This is a genomic window from Comamonadaceae bacterium M7527 (assembly GCA_021044545.1).
Lineage (GTDB): Bacteria > Pseudomonadota > Gammaproteobacteria > Burkholderiales > Burkholderiaceae_C > RS62.
The window spans coordinates 1380942-1397398 of record CP087990.1; the positions used below are offsets into that span (position 1 = coordinate 1380942).

8 protein-coding genes and 2 pseudogenes are annotated in these 16457 nt (G+C 56.8%); 1 reads left to right on the forward strand and 9 read right to left on the reverse strand.

Features of this window, described 5'->3' with window-relative positions:
- Positions 1 to 61: 61 nt before the first annotated feature.
- The 9 genes and pseudogenes from LN050_06805 to LN050_06845 form a co-directional block, all read right to left on the reverse strand.
- A pseudogene (locus LN050_06805) lies at positions 62 to 1527 on the reverse strand (glutamate synthase subunit beta).
- Positions 1528 to 1548: 21 nt separating this feature from the next.
- The gene (locus tag LN050_06810; GenBank protein UFS57352.1) at positions 1549 to 6213 is read right to left on the reverse strand and encodes a glutamate synthase subunit alpha; all 4665 of its coding nucleotides are present in this window, start codon (positions 6211 to 6213) and stop codon (positions 1549 to 1551) included.
- Between the two features lie 236 nt (positions 6214 to 6449).
- Complete coding sequence (locus tag LN050_06815; protein ID UFS55548.1) at positions 6450 to 7145, reverse strand: transposase; 696 nt, start codon at positions 7143 to 7145, stop codon at positions 6450 to 6452.
- Positions 7138 to 8315, reverse strand: a pseudogene (locus LN050_06820) (deoxyguanosinetriphosphate triphosphohydrolase). The gene LN050_06815 and the pseudogene LN050_06820 overlap by 8 nt, the downstream one beginning before the upstream one ends.
- Before the next feature lie 17 nt (positions 8316 to 8332).
- Positions 8333 to 9493, reverse strand: coding sequence for a 3-dehydroquinate synthase (gene aroB / locus LN050_06825; protein ID UFS55549.1), 1161 nt, complete (start codon positions 9491 to 9493; stop codon positions 8333 to 8335).
- A gap of 36 nt (positions 9494 to 9529) precedes the next feature.
- Entirely contained in the window at positions 9530 to 10069 is a 540-nt protein-coding gene (locus LN050_06830; GenBank protein ID UFS55550.1) for a shikimate kinase, read from the reverse strand.
- 36 nt (positions 10070 to 10105) lie between these two features.
- Positions 10106 to 11728, reverse strand: coding sequence for a type IV pilus secretin PilQ (gene pilQ / locus LN050_06835; GenBank protein UFS55551.1), 1623 nt, complete (start codon positions 11726 to 11728; stop codon positions 10106 to 10108).
- Between the two features lie 105 nt (positions 11729 to 11833).
- A complete protein-coding gene (locus LN050_06840) occupies positions 11834 to 12772 on the reverse strand; it encodes a pilus assembly protein PilP (protein ID UFS55552.1) in 939 nt (312 codons plus the stop codon).
- Complete coding sequence (locus LN050_06845; protein UFS55553.1) at positions 12769 to 13671, reverse strand: hypothetical protein; 903 nt, start codon at positions 13669 to 13671, stop codon at positions 12769 to 12771. Before LN050_06845 ends, LN050_06840 begins: the two co-directional genes overlap by 4 nt.
- 336 nt (positions 13672 to 14007) lie before the next feature.
- On the opposite strand from LN050_06845, the gene LN050_06850 reads away from it, so the two are divergent.
- Positions 14008 to 16443, forward strand: coding sequence for a penicillin-binding protein 1A (locus tag LN050_06850; GenBank protein ID UFS55554.1), 2436 nt, complete (start codon positions 14008 to 14010; stop codon positions 16441 to 16443).
- Positions 16444 to 16457: the final 14 nt, after the last annotated feature.

Here is a 16457-nt window from a genome sequence, read left to right on the forward strand (position 1 = left end):
CTGTTACAACAAATAGTACAGCACCGGCCACCACGAATAACACCAAACAACTATATGGCTATTATCGCGGCAAAACACTGCTGCCCATGAGGTACTGGTCAATAGCCCTAGCCGCTTGCCTGCCCTCACGAATAGCCCAGACCACCAAGCTTTGGCCGCGTCGCATGTCGCCAGCTGCAAACACCTTGTCCACGTTGGTGGTGTACCCCCCTCTTCGTCAACCCCGGCTTGGGCATTGCCGCGAGCGTCTTTGTCAATACCAAAGGCGTCCAACACGGTCGCCACGGGATTGACAAAGCCCATGGCCAACAACACCAGGTCGGCCTTTAGCAATTGCTCAGAGCCAGCAACTTCGGTCATCTTGCCGTCTTTCCACTCCAGGCGCACGGTTTTAACGCCTGTGACTTTGCCTTTTTCACCCACGAATTCTTTGGTGGCAATGGCAAACTCACGCACGCAACCCTCTTCGTGGCTGGAGCTGGTGCGCATCTTGATGGGCCAGTATGGCCACACCAAGGGCTTGTCTTCAACCTCTGGCGGCTGGGGCATCAACTCAAACTGGGTCACAGAAACTGCACCATGGCGGTTGCTGGTACCCACACAGTCAGAGCCGGTGTCGCCGCCACCAATGACGATGACGTGCTTGCCGTCAGCGCGCAGCTGGTCCTTGAGCTTGTCGCCCGCGTTCACCTTGTTTTGCTGGGGCAAAAACTCCATGGCGAAGTGCACGCCGCTCAAATCACGACCGGGTACGGGCAAGTCACGCGACTGCTCTGAGCCGCCTGACAGCAACACCGCGTCAAACTCGGCCTTTAAAGCCTCTGGGCTTACCGTCTCTTTAGACCAGTTGGTCACGACACTGTCTTTGGGCATATTGGCCACCAGGACGCCGGTTTTAAAAACAACGCCCTCGGCCTTCATTTGCTCAACGCGACGGTCAATGTGCGACTTCTCCATTTTGAAGTCAGGAATGCCATAACGCAGCAAACCACCCACGCGGTCGTTTTTCTCAAACACGGTCACATCATGGCCCGCACGCGCCAACTGCTGTGCCGCGGCCAGACCGGCTGGACCGGAACCCACTATAGCCACACGCTTGCCCGTTTTGTGGTTATTGACTTGTGGCACCACCCAGTCCTCGGCCCAAGCGCGATCAATGATGGCGTGCTCGATAGACTTGATGCCTACCGCGTCGTCGTTAACGTTGAGCGTACAAGCGGCTTCGCAGGGTGCTGGGCAAATGCGGCCTGTGAACTCGGGGAAGTTGTTGGTGCTGTGCAGCACGTCAATGGCGTTTTTCCAGTCACCCTGAAACACCAACTCATTGAAGTCAGGGATGATGTTGTTGACAGGGCAGCCGTTGTTGCAAAACGGTGTGCCGCAGTCCATACAACGCGCAGACTGCTGTTTGGCACCTGCATCGTCCAGACCGATCACAAACTCTTTGTAGTTTTTCAGGCGCTCCTTGGGGGCTGCGTAGCCCTCTTCCAAACGCTCAAATTCCATAAATCCAGTAATTTTTCCCATTATTGTTCTCCTGTATGCCGCTTATGCAGTTGCGCCAGTTTTGGCCTTGGTGGTTGCACTCGCGGCCACTTTGGCTGCGTGCAACTCGCCCAGGGCGCGTTTGTACTCATGCGGGAAGACCTTGACAAACTTGGCACGCGCTGCGTCCCAGTTGTCTAGCAACTCACGTGCACGGCGTGAGCCGGTGTAGCGCAAGTGGTCTGCCAGCATGGCCTTTAGCTGCACCTCGTCTGTCTGGTCTCGGTGCCAAATACTAGGGTCAACGCTGGCGCGCTGCTCGGCGTCTGACAAGACACGGTCCAAGCTCACCATGGCTGTGTTGGCGCGGGTATTGAACAAACCGTCTTCGTCGTACACATAGGCCACACCGCCACTCATACCAGCGGCAAAGTTGCGCCCGGTGACGCCCAATACCACCACGGTACCGCCCGTCATGTATTCACAGCCATGGTCGCCCACGCCCTCGACAACAGCGGAGGCACCAGACAAACGCACAGCAAAGCGCTCACCACCCACACCACTAAAGAAGGCCTCACCGGTGGTGGCGCCGTACATCACAGTGTTGCCCACGATGATGTTCTGCTCTGAGCGGCCACGGAAGTCCAGGCTTGGACGCACCATGATGCGCCCGCCACTAAGACCTTTACCGGTGTAGTCGTTGGCCTCACCAATGAGGTTCATGGTGATACCTTTGGCCAGGAACGCGCCAAATGATTGACCACCTGTACCCTCAAGCTGGATGTGGATGGTGTCGTCTGGCAAACCCTCAGGGTGGTGCTTGACCAGCTCGCCCGACAGCATGGCGCCCACAGTGCGGTTGACGTTGCGCGCCACATCCATGAACTTGACCTTTTCGCCGCGCTCAATGGCTGCTTTTGATTTCTCAATCAAGCGCACATCCAAGGCTTTGTCCAAGCCATGGTCTTGTACGTCTGCGTGCAAGCGTGGCACGTGCGCGGGCACATTGGGGATGTGGAACAGGCGGGAAAAGTCCAGACCTTTGGCCTTCCAGTGCTCTATGCCCTGGCGCATGTCCAGCAAATCAGCACGGCCAATGAGTTCGTCAAACGTGCGAATACCCAACTGCGCCATGATTTGGCGCGCCTCTTCGGCTACAAAGAAGAAATAGTTCACCACATGCTCTGGCTGGCCAGAGAATTTTTTACGCAGCACAGGGTCTTGTGTGGCCACGCCTACCGGGCAGGTGTTGAGGTGGCATTTGCGCATCATGATGCAGCCCTCTACCACCAGCGGTGCGGTGGCAAAGCCCACTTCGTCGGCACCCAACAAGCCCGCGATGACCACGTCGCGCCCAGTCTTCATTTGACCGTCGGCTTGCAGGCGGACACGACCGCGCAGTTGATTGAGCACCAGGGTTTGCTGGGTCTCGGCCAAACCGATTTCCCAGGGGCTGCCCGCGTGCTTGATAGACGACCAGGGTGAGGCACCAGTGCCGCCGTCATGGCCGGCAATAACGATGTGATCGGCCTTGGCTTTCGATACGCCTGCGGCAATAGTGCCCACGCCAATTTCCGAGACCAGCTTCACAGAAATACTGGCGGCTGGGTTCACGTTTTTGAGATCGTGAATCAACTGGGCCAAGTCTTCAATGGAGTAGATGTCGTGGTGGGGTGGTGGCGAAATCAAACCAACGCCTGGCACCGAATAGCGCAGCGCACCAATGTACTCGCTGACCTTGCCGCCTGGCAATTGGCCACCCTCACCAGGCTTGGCACCTTGCGCCATCTTGATCTGGATTTGGTCCGCGCTGCTCAGGTATTCAGCCGTCACACCAAAACGGCCCGATGCGACTTGCTTGATGCGTGAGCGCAGGGAGTCACCCGCCAACAACGGCACATCGACCTCAACGCGCGACTCGCCAATGATGGAGCGCAGTGATTCACCGCTCTTTATCGGTATGCCTTTGAGCTCATTGCGGTAGCGCGCCGGGTCTTCACCACCCTCACCTGTGTTGCTCTTGCCGCCAATACGGTTCATGGCAACGGCAAGGGTTGCGTGCGCCTCGGTTGAGATAGAACCCAAGGACATGGCGCCGGTGGCAAAGCGTTTGACGATTTCAGCAGCTGGCTCGACCTCATCAACCGAGATGGCTTTGGCCGGGTCTAGCTTGAACTCAAACAGGCCGCGCAAAGTCATGTGGCGACGGGTTTGGTCGTTGATGATTTGTGCGTACTCTTTGTAGCTGTTCCAGTTGTTGGCACGTGTGCTGTGCTGCAACTTGGCAATCGCGTCTGGTGTCCACATGTGCTCTTCGCCGCGGCTGCGCCACGCGTACTCGCCGCCAGCATCCAGCATGTTGGCCAGCACGGGAGCGTTACCAAATGCCAATTCGTGCATGCGAATCGCTTCTTGCGCCACCTCGAACACGCCAATACCCTCTACACGGCTGGGTGTGTTGCTGAAGTATTGTTTGATGAACGCCGCGTTCAAACCAATGGCCTCAAACAACTGAGCACCGCAGTAACTCATGTACGTTGACACGCCCATTTTGGACATGATTTTTGACAAGCCCTTGCCAATCGCCTTGACGTAGTTGGCAATGGCTTTTTCGGCGGACAAGTCGCCTGGCAAGTTGGCGTGCAACTGTGCCAGTGTGTCCATGGCCAGGTAGGGGTGAACCGCCTCGGCACCAAAACCAGCCAATACGGCAAAGTGGTGCACCTCGCGCGCAGAGCCAGTCTCAACCACCAAGCCTGTTGATGTGCGCAAGCCTTCGCGCACCAAGTGCTGGTGAACAGCCGACATAGCCAACAGCGCAGGTATGGCGATTTGTGTGGCCGACATGGCTTTGTCGCTCACGATCAAGATATTGCTGCCGGTACGAATGGCATCAACCGCCTCGGCGCACAGTGAGGCCAGTTTGGCCTCTACGCCCTCACTACCCCAGGACACGGGATAGGTGATATCCAGTGTGTGGCTGCGAAATTTACCGTGTGTGTATTGGTCGATGTGGCGCAACTTGTCCATGTCGGCGACATCCAGCACAGGCTGCTTCACCTCAAGACGCATGGGCGGATTGACTTGGTTGATGTCCAGCAAGTTGGGCTTGGGGCCAATAAACGACACCAGCGACATCACAATCGCTTCGCGAATGGGGTCAATGGGTGGGTTGGTCACCTGCGCAAACAGCTGCTTGAAGTAGTTGTACAGCGGCTTGTTTTTGTCAGACAACACAGCCAATGGGCTGTCGTTGCCCATTGAGCCCAGGGCCTCTTCGCCGTTGGCAGCCATAGGGCTCATCAAAAACTTGATGTCCTCTTGGGTGTAGCCAAAGGCTTGTTGCTGGTCCAACAGCGCGCGCTGGTCTAGCGGCTTTGTCACAGGTGCTGGCGCCTCGTTGGCCTCAACCTCGTCCAACTTGTAGCGCAGGTTTTCAATCCACTGCGTGTAAGGCTTGGCGTTGGCCAAGCCGGCCTTGAGCTCTTCGTCGTTGATCATGCGACCTTGCTCAAGGTCAATCAAAAACATCTTGCCCGGCTGCAAGCGCCACTTGCGCACAATCTTAGCCTCTGGCACTGGCAACACACCCGCCTCTGAGCCCATGATGACCATGTCATCGTCGGTGATGCAGTAGCGCGATGGGCGCAAGCCATTGCGGTCTAGCGTGGCACCAATTTGGCGGCCATCAGTAAATACGATAGAGGCTGGGCCGTCCCACGGCTCCATCATCGCGGCGTGGTACTCGTAAAACGCGCGACGGCGCTTGTCCATGGTGGCGTGCTGCTCCCATGGCTCCGGAATCATCATCATCACGGCCTGCGCAATGGGGTAACCCGCCATGGTCAATAGCTCAAGACAGTTGTCAAACGTGGCGGTGTCTGACTGGTCTGCAAAACTGATGGGGTAGAGCTTTTTCAAGTCGTCGCCCAGAACGGGAGAGCTCATCACGCCTTCGCGTGCACGCATCCAGTTGAAGTTACCCTTCACGGTGTTGATCTCACCGTTGTGCGCCACATAGCGGTAAGGGTGGGCCAATGGCCACTCTGGGAAGGTGTTGGTAGAAAAACGCTGGTGCACCAAGCCCAAGGCCGAGGTGCAGCGTGGGTCTTGCAAGTCCAGGAAGTACTCGCCCACTTGGTTGGCCAGCAACAAACCCTTGTACACAATGGTGCGGGTAGACATGCTGGGCACGTAGTACTCGCTGGAGTGCGTCAGCTTCAAGCGCTGGATATTGGCGCTGGCGGTTTTGCGAATGACGTACAACTTGCGCTCTAACGCGTCTTGCACAATCACGTCGTTGCCGCGGCCAATGAACACTTGGCACATGATGGGTTCTTTATCGCGCACAGTGGGCGACATAGGCATGTCGCGGTTCACAGGCACGTCGCGCCAGCCCAGCAGCACTTGGCCTTCTGCCTTGATGGCGCGCTCCATCTCTTGGATACACGCCAAGCGAGACGCATTTTCCTTTGGCAAAAACACCAAGCCCACCCCGTATTCACCAGGTGGTGGCAGGGTAACGCCCTGCTTGGCCATTTCTTCGCGGTACAAGGTGTCGGGCAACTGAATGAGCAAACCGGCACCGTCGCCCATCAAAGCATCCGCACCCACCGCACCGCGGTGGTCCAGGTTTTCAAGAATCTGCAGCGCCTGCGTGACGATGGCGTGATTTTTTTGACCCTTGATGTGCGCGACAAAACCCACACCACAAGCGTCGTGCTCCATGGCCCTGTCATACAAACCAACCCGTGCCGCCTCACTCAAGGCCAAATCAATGTTTTTTTGTTGTTCCACGCTCAACTCCTGATAGCTTTTTGCAATACTGACGAGCATAAGGGCAAACCCCAGTCTCATCAACACAAACAATTAGGGTCAGATCCCAATTAATTTTTCAAAACTGATTCAGTTATTTAATTAGGGACACATCTAATAAATCAAACAAAACAACAATCTATTGTTTTTTACGCTACCGTTTTTTTGAATGGACGCCCGGCAGAGGCTTTGGACAAGCGTCTAGGTGTTTTGGATTGCAAGCTTTCTATAAAGCGAGTGTCACCCAAAGCCCACGACTTCAAGGTGTAGTCTGTGAGCTGATTGGCCACGCTGTTGGCCAAGCCCGCAGCCACCAAGGCCTTGTAAGAAGCCTCTCGGGCAAAAGGCGTGTTGCCCAGGTTCCATTGCAGCGGATGAGGCGTGAGCGCGTTGTCAACCTGCATGCCCGCGTAGTGCATGTAACTGGACCAAGGATAGGCAGCGGGGTGGCTCACCATGGCGGCGCGCACGGGATTTAAATCCATATAAATCATGCAATTAAGAAGGTAGCGTTCAGACTGGATGATGCTGGACTTGTAGCGTCCCTCCCACAAGGTGCCTGTACGGCTGTGACGACGGTTAAACCAACTGACATATTGACGCCCCACAAACTGCATGAACTTGGGTAAGCCCTGATCTGTGGTGGGCGTAACCAGCAAATGCACGTGATTGTCCATCAACACATAGGCGTGGACCTGCACCTCAAACTCTCTGGCGAACTTGGCCTGTAGTTCCAGCCATTTGAGCCTGTCGGCATCGTCAACAAAAATAGCCTGACGGTTATTGCCGCGCACCATCACATGGTGGGCAAAACCTGGCACCGCCAACCTTGGCAGCCTAGCCATGCGTGCCTTCCAGGCTATTGAACAACCGTTGCCCAGTCAGGCGCACATGCGACTGAATGGCAAATCGGTCCGTCATACCGGCGATGTAGTCAGCTACTGCGCGCTCATGCCTGGCATAGCTTTGGTAATGCTCGGGCATGGCAGTGGCGTCTTGCATGTACACCACGAACAAGTCAGCCACCACTTGCTTGGCACGCTGGTGGTGTCTTGCACTTGCCGATGGCGGTACAGATTGGCAAACAAAAATTGCTTTAACTCGATTGAACACCTGCGCATGTGGGCGCTAAAACCCACCAGGGCTTTACCGTGTCTGCGCGCATCATCCGCGCTGGCAATGCCATTGTCTTTGAGCGCTTGGCTGGTGTGTGTCAGCACATCAAACACTTGGGCCGTGAGCATGCGTCGTATGGTCTCAGCCAACAAGCGCCGCCCCGTTAATTTGGGATGGGCGCGCAACGTGTCCGCTGTGTGCTGGGCCACCAACTCCACCGCTTGCAATTGTTCAAAGTCAATCAGGCCAGAGCGCACACCGTCGTCTACGTCGTGGGCGTTGTAAGCAATCTCGTCGGCCAAGTTGCACAGCTGAGCCTCCAGGCTTGGCACTGTGCCATTCAAAAACCTAGCACCCACATCGTTGGGGCGTATGGCTTCTAGTCGCCTTGCGTTGCCAGCCGAGCAGTGTTTCAAAATACCTTCGCGTGTCTCAAACGTCAGATTCAGGCCGTCATGCTCTGGGTAACGCCGCTCAAGCGTATCGACCACGCGCAGGCTTTGCAGGTTGTGCTCAAACCCTGTGGCGTCTGGTCCGGATTGCAGACCGCGCATACAGGCATCTAGGGCGTCTTGGCCGGCATGGCCAAAAGGCGTATGGCCCAAGTCGTGAGCCAAGGCTATGGCCTCCACCAGGTCTTCATGAAGCCCCAAACTACGCGCCAAACTGCGCCCCAACTGAGCAACCTCCAGCGAGTGGGTTAAGCGGGTACGAAACAAGTCGCCTTCGTGGTTTAAAAACACCTGGGTTTTGTAGACCAAGCGCCTAAACGCGCTGCTGTGAATCACGCGGTCGCGGTCACGCTGGTAGTCGTTGCGTGTAAGCGCCGCGACTTGGGCAAACAAACGCCCCCGGCTCATCTCTGGGTGGCTGGCGTAGGGTGCTAGCACTTGTTGCATGCAGCTGCTGCTGGGCCTTAGCTCAGCGCCGCTTCGCAGGTTTGGTCAAGAACGTCACGTACCAAGGCGTCGTTTGCAGCAGCTATGGTGGCCAAGCCATCCCGTTGTACCAATACAAAGTTCACCTGGCCGCCCTCAGCTTTTTTGTCCACGCGCATGTGACCCAAGTAAATATCAGCTGAGCTGTCGCCTCGTGCATTTTGCAAACGAGGGCCCATGGTGGGCAAGCCTGCAGCCCGCACCAAATCGGTTAAGCGCTGCACATAGGCCGCATCAACAAAGCCCAAGCGCTGCGACAAGTGCGCTGCCATGACCATGCCGCATCCCACGGCCTCACCATGCAGCCACGCGCCATAGCCCATACCAGCCTCAATAGCGTGGCCAAAGGTATGGCCAAAATTGAGAATGGCGCGTATGCCGGCTTCGCGCTCATCCTGCGCCACTACCCAAGCCTTGATCTCGCAGCTGCGCTGCACCGCTGCAGCCAATAGCGCTGTGTCACCCGCGCGCAGCTTGGCCATATTGACTTGCAGCCAGTCAAAAAACGCCATGTCGGCAATGGGACCATACTTGATCACCTCAGCCAGACCAGCGCTCATCTCGCGTGCAGGCAAGGTGGACAACGCACTGAGGTCACACACCACACGCGCAGGCTGGTAGAAGGCGCCAATCATGTTTTTGCCAAGTGGATGGTTCACACCAGTTTTACCGCCCACGGACGAGTCGACTTGTGACAACAGCGTGGTGGGCACCTGCACAAACGGCACGCCGCGCATGTAGCTGGCGGCTGCAAAGCCTGTCATGTCACCGATAACGCCACCACCCAATGCGAACAGCACCGTTTTGCGGTCGCATTGCTGAGACAGTAGCGCGTCAAATATCAGTTGCACATGCTGCCAATCCTTGTGCGCCTCGCCATCGGGTAACACCACCGACAGCACGCGCTTGTAATGCGGCGCAATGGCATCAGTGAGTGCTTGCAAGTACAAAGGCGCTACCGTGGTGTTGCTCACCACCATGGCGGTTTGAGCCGCAGGCAAACCTTGCCAAAACGCAGCATTGGCAAAGGCGTGGTCGGCCACGTGTATGTCATAGCTGCGCGCGCCCAAGTCAATGCGCACCAAACCCTTGGCAGGCAACTGCGCTGAAAATGCGGGCAATGTTGATTGAATGGTCATGAGAAATAAGCTGGTAGTTGTATGTGGGTGTTTAACTCACTGCGTGAGGCCGCGCATCTCGAATTGCATGGCAATGGTGTTCACCAGCATGTGCACACTGGGGCGACCTGTGTCAGCGGTAAAGTGCGCCGTCTCTTTGTAAAAACCATCGCGCTGAGCAAACAAGTCTTGCAAGCGCCTGGCGGCATTGCCGCCTTGCAGCAGCGGGCGGGATTTATCAAAACGCAAGCGCTTGGCCAACTCCAGCGGGTTAGATCGCAGGTACACCACCCATGCATGGGCACGCAGCGCATGGCGGTTGTCACTGCGCAACACCGCGCCACCACCAGTGGCTATGACTGTGCCGTCAAATCCGTCTGTGGGTGGGTGCTGGCACAAATCGGCAATTACGCGCTGCTCAACGTCCCTGAAGGCTTGCTCACCCTCCACCTCAAAATACTGCTTGATAGAGCAGCCCAACTCACGTTCAATTTCGTGATCGCTGTCTACAAAGCGCAAGTTGAGGCGCTTGGCCAAATGCCTGCCCACCGTTGTTTTGCCAGATCCAGGCATGCCGACAATCGCAATAACAGACATGGTGACCAGTGGCTAAACTTTTAAAAATGGGACTGCCTAGTTTACAGACCCTCCCCGTCCGTAGCCGCCAAGCGTGGAAATAGTTTCTCGCTTGGTGCGTGGGGCCTGCAAAATGTGCGGCGTTAAAAATACCAGCATCTCCGACTTGTCAGACCGGCTTGATCGATTGCGAAACAACACGCCCAGTCCCGGTAAGTCCCCCAGTAACGGGACTTTGGTGTCGGCGTTCCTGTCGTAGCGCTCAAATATACCGCCTATCACCGCCGTGCCCGCGTTATCTACCAACACTTGCGTTTGCACATGCTTGGTGTTGATGGCAACACCTTGCGCGGTGGTCTCGCCTCTGCTGTCTTTGTTGATGTCAACGCTGAGCATGACTTGGCCATGCGGCGTGATGTGTGGCACCACGGCCAAGCGCAGCGTCGCACGCCTAAACATCACCGATGAGCCGCCATTGCTGGTCGTGGACTGGTAAGGGTATTCGGTGCCCTGTTCAATAAGCGCTTTCACTTGGTCGGCCGTGACGATACTGGGACGGGACACAATAACGCCGCGCCCGTCGGCCTCCAGCGCCGACAACTCCAGGTTGATAAACCGCGTAGCGTCTGGCGTAAACAAGGACACTGCAAAATTAGCCGCCGGATAGCCACCCACGCCAGCTGAGGGCAAGTTCACAAAAGGCGTGGTGCCACCACCCAATTGTCCAGACACCGCATCAAAGCTGGGTCCAATCACACCGCGCACAGGGCCAACACCAACACTGGGCACCACACCGCCACCCAGGCGCGCACCCAGCTCTTGGCTGAAACTGTCATCGGCTTCCACAATTCTGGCCTCTATCAGCACTTGGCGCACAGGCACGTCAATGTGCGCAATAAGCTCGGCCACACGTACCAAACTGCTGGGCACATCACTGACAAACAGCTGGTTGGTGCGCGGCTCTGGCATCACACTGCCACGGCTGCTCAACACACCTGTTAGCCCCAAGCCCTGGTCTTGCTGCTGGGCATTGGCCAGCAAGGCATCTGGCGAGTCCTTCGCTTTGCTGACGCTGGTGCGGGTTTTGGAGCCTGTCAAATAGGCTGCCACGTCTACGGCTTTGGCGTAGTTCATTTGGTAGGCCTTTGTTTGCAACGGCACCAAGGCTATATCGGCCAGCTGCGCTTGCAAGCGTTGACGCCGCTCGGCCAGTATCTGCACCCTGGGTGCCACCCACATCACATCACCGGCTTGACTCATGCCCAAGTCATTGGCTCTTAGCAACGCCTGCAAGGCAGCGCGCCAAGCCACATCTTGCAACTGCACGCTCACCTGCCCCTTTACACCGTCGGCCAGCACCAAGTTCACACCAGCGACTTGCGCGATAGCCTGCAACACACTCTGAATAGGCGCATTGGTGACGTCCAGGGTCAGCTTGGGCTCTTGGTCTGGGAGCGCTGTTGTCTCAGAGCGCGGGGCATCAGGTTTCAGTGCGTAGGCAGATTCGGGTGGCACCACCTTGGCGAGCGTCGAGTCAACCGTTGGCGCTGCAACGGGCGGCAACGCTTGGGCGCTCAACGCCTTTACCGATTGCTGAGCCTGCTCACGCTGGCTGGCCACATCAATCAAGGCCTGGTCGCCTGCGTTAGGCCTTGTTTGACAAGCTGCCAACCCCAGCAAGGCGAACAGCGTTGCTGCCGTCCTTATCTGCGACCTGGCTGGGCGCAGCCGCCAAACCTGTAAACCGGCGTTGTAAGCACTCCATACCAACATCACTACCCCCACTCAGTTCTGAGCTGTCACAACCAGTGTTTGACCTTGACCTAGCTGCACGGCCGTAGCGGTAATGCGCTGCACACGCAGGCCCTGCGCGCCCAAACGCTGCCCACACTTGACGCGCCAAGTGTGGCCGCCAGCCAACACCAAAGCCACCGCGTCCTTACCAGTTTGCACAACCCCCAACAGCTGCATGTTTGAAAGCGGCTGCGTCAACGCCTGTTCACGCTGGGCCTGATACCTGCCGTGCATGGGCGTCCTGCTTAAATCCTGCGCGTTGATTGCTTGTACTTGCATGGCCATGGCAGCGCCGCTTGCACCAGGCTGCTGATCATCCGGTAACACGCTCGCCAGCTCGGCAAAGGGTGAAGGTGCATAAGCCAATGCCAGGGTGTCTCGGCTCGCCTCAAACAAGACCGTGGCTTGGGCATGCCTTTGCACATCAAGACTTGCTTGAAGCAAGTCGTCGCTGACATGCTGCAGCTTGAGTTGGCCCCACAGCATGTCGCGCGACAAGCCCGACAAGGCCTGGTAAACAGCTGGCCAGTCACCTTGAAACACAAGCTGTTGCCGAGCTTGGCCCAGACTGCGCCATTGCTGCACCGCCACGCCCGTGGCGGTGAGCTGCTCAAGCAGGTGCAGCCAGTCAGCATGAGTGGCCAAGCCGTTCTGCGACCTGTCTTGCAAGGCAGCCAGCTGCTGAGACAGGTGGGCGCGTGCACGCAGATTGGCCTGCACACTGTCTTGTTGGGCTTTGCGCTGTGCGCGCTGCTGCGCCTGCAGGGCCAACAAGTCTTGTTGCGGCCAATACCAAACGTAGGCCAACACCAGCAGCGCCAAGGTCCACACCAGCCCCAACAGTGCACACTGCCAACGCCTGGGCCACACCAGCACTTGGCCCCACGGCAGCGCCAATAAATCCACGTCTTTCAGCTGCGCCCAATTCATGGTGAACCAAGCGTTTGGGTGAGCGAGCTGCGCTTGATATCCACGCTGTAAGCCAAAACACCGGTGCCCTGTTGCTGGCTATCGCGCAGTTGCACCTGCGCGACATAGCCCCAGCGTGTGCGCAGAGCTTTTACAAAACCAGTCAAGTCTGGTAGTGACCTGGCGTGGCCATGTACCTCTATCAGGTCAGCCTTGGCCATGAGCTGCGTAACCGTTACATGCGCAGTCATGTCGCGCGCCAACGCGGCAAGCACTCTCAGCTGCCACACTTGTTGAGCCGCTTGCACCGCCTGTTGTTGCTGGGCGCTGGTGGCTTGTGCCAACCGCTCACGCAAGACGGCCAAACTGGGTAAGTCGCGCGCGTCACCCGACTGTGTAACAACTTGCACGGGCACAACAGCCTCAACACTTGCATTGAGTGGGTATAAAAGAACACCCGCCACTGCAGCAATGGCCGCTGCGTTAACACCCAGCAGTCGCCAAGACCCTCGGCTGTATTGCGCGGCGGCCTGCTCTCTGTATGGCAGCATATTGAGGGGTGTGTGCTGCTGGCTGTACGGCGCCAGGCCCACCAACTGCCATGAGGGCTGGCCTTGGCCATATAGGGTTTGGCAGCGTTGCCAAACTGCATTGACCACGTCTTGCTCAGCCGACCACACAGTGAGCACCTGCATGCCATCTTGGCCGCAAGGCTTGGCAATACTGTCGACATACACGGCAGCAGCATCATGTACACATTGCGCGTGCAACACCACCTCAGTGCGCACCTCATGAGCAGACATCCAAAGCGGCAACGCCAGCTCACTGTCTACCCAGTGCCCCTCATCAAGTAACAACCGCATGCGAATGGGCGGACTATCACCGTCAAGGCTCTTGCTAACGCCTGTAGCTTTATTCACGCTGGCATCCCACAGGGGCTGCCGCCGCCGAAAGGCGCTACGCAACGTCAACATGTCGCGCAGTTTGGCTTTATAGGTGCATAAGCGACTGAACATAACGAACGCTGGTTTGCTAAGGCGGTACGCAGCCAGTTATTGGTATGAGTTCAATATAGATAACAGGCCACTGCCAGTAATAGGTATATTTACCTACCATCCAGCGCCATTAAGCCACTACTGGGCCACCAAGCAGCAGCTACAACACCTCTTGTTTAAAGGGCACAGCGACTCAGCAAATGCCCGTTGCCAGCTGTAAGTCAAGGGTTTCTATAATTGAGGCATTAACTTTTTTAGCGCATGGCCACACATCCCCCCACCAACGATTCGTCTCACGACGTAACGCAATCTGCCTCCAGCGGCCCAAAAGCCAAGAAAAAGGCAAGCAAAGCCAAGCCTGTGAGCAGCGCAGGCGGCATTGTGCTGAAGGGTTTGCTGTGGCTGGTAGGCCTTTGCACAGCTTTTGGCATTGCCGTGGTCATAGGTGCGGCATTTGCACTGACCGTGGCGTTCCCCAACTTGCCAGACGTGAGCCAGCTGGCTGATTACCGCCCCAAACTACCTCTGCGCGTGTACACCTCTGACAACGTGCTAATGGGTGAGTTCGGTGAAGAGCGCCGTGAATTTGTACCTATTGAAGACGTACCACTGGTGCTCACCCGCGCTGTACTGGCAGCTGAAGACGCCAACTTTTTCAACCATAACGGCGTGGACATGAAAGGCATGGCGCGCGCTGTATTGGCCAACCTGGGCCGAGCCAAAAGCCAGGGCGCATCCACCATCAGCATGCAGGTGGCACGCAATGTGTACTTGTCCGCTGAAAAAACCTACACCCGCAAAATCTACGAAGTACTGATGACTTTCAAGTTGGAATACCAACTGAGCAAAGCACAGATTTTGCAGATTTACATGAACCAGATTTATCTGGGGCGACGGGCCTACGGCTTTGCAGCCGCGTCGCGCACCTACTTCAATAAGCCACTAGACCAACTCAGCATCGCCGAGGCCGCCATGTTGGCCGGCTTGCCCAAAGCGCCCTCAGCCTATAACCCGATTCGCAACCCCAAGCGCGCGCGCGTCAGGCAGCTGTACATCATTGAGCGCATGCAAATCAACGGCTTTATCACTGCCGCGCAAGCTGCTGAAGCCAAAATGGAACAGCTGGTCATCAACCGCCCCAGCAACGACGACAGCCTGCACGCCGAATACGCTGCGGAAATGGCACGCATGGCCATCTTCTCGCAGTATGGCGAGGAAGCTTATACGCGTGGCATCAACGTGTACACCACCATCAACTCTAAAGAGCAACAAGCCGCTTACAAGGCTTTGCGCAACGGCTTGCTGGACTACGGATCACGCCAGACCTACCGCGGCCCTGAGAGCAATATTGATTTGCCCCAAGATCCCGTTCTGCGGGGAGAAGCCATTGATGAAGCACTGGCCGATGCGCCAGACAACGGTGACTTGATGGCCGCGGTGGTGTTGCAAGCGTCTAGCAAAGAGGTGGTGGCCCAGCGCCAAGACGGCGAGCTCATCACCATGAAGGGCAAAAACTTGGTGGCTGCAGCCTCAGCTCTTAGGAGCAACGCCCAGCCCAAGGTGCGCTTGCGTCCTGGCTCTGTTATTCGTGTGGTGAAGCACGGCAAGGACGAATGGGCTATTACGCAAACACCAGAGGTTGAAGGCGCACTGGTAAGCCTGAACCCTGCCAACAACCACATCATTGCCTTGGCTGGTGGTTTTGATTTTGGCAAAAGCAAATTCAACCACGTGACCCAGGCATGGCGTCAACCCGGCTCGAGCTTTAAGCCGTTTATTTACTCTGCAGCTCTCGAAAAAGGCATCACTCCCAGCACCATAGTGAATGACGCACCCTTGTTTTACACCGCAGAGGAAACAGGCGGTGAGCCATGGGAGCCCAAAAACTATGACAACCAGTTTGACGGCCCCATGTCCGTGCGCAGGGCCTTGGCCCAATCAAAAAACATGGTGTCTATTCGCGTGTTACAGGTGGTGGGGCCACAGTCTGCGCAAGATTGGATTACACGCTTTGGCTTTGAAGCCAAGCGACACCCGCCCTACCTCACCATGGCTTTGGGCGCAGGCTCGGTTACGCCCTTGCAACTGGCCACAGGCTACAGCGTATTTGCCAATGGCGGCCACTTGTTACCACCGCAGCTGATTTCGCGTATTTCTGATCAGCGTGGCCACATCTTGTACCAAGCGCCAGCTGTCAAGCTCACCGATGACAACCGCGTGCTATCGTCCCGCAATGCGTTTGTCGTTGGCGACATGCTGCAGGAAGTCGCGCGAAGCGGTACGGCCGCCAAGTCGCAGCGCACGCTCAAACGCTCGGATTTGTACGGCAAAACCGGCACCACCAATGACTCACAAGACGCCTGGTTTGTAGGCTACCAGCCGTCGCGCGTGGCGGCTGTGTGGGTGGGCTACGACATACCACGCAACCTTGGCAACAGTGAAACCGGCGGCGGCTTAAGCCTGCCCATTTGGATTGACTACATGCGCGTAGCCCTGGAGGACGTACCTGAGCAACCGCCCGTGGTGCCAGAAGGCGTGTTTTCAGCCGGTGGCGAGTGGTACTTCAACGAAATGGGCCCCACCAGCAGCATACGCACACTGGGCATGCTGCCAGGCGGCACTGCATTTGACCCGAAAGGCGATCAAATACTGGCGCCAGAAGAAAAGAAAACCATACTGAATTTGTTCAGAGAGTAAGCGCGCTGCGCCCT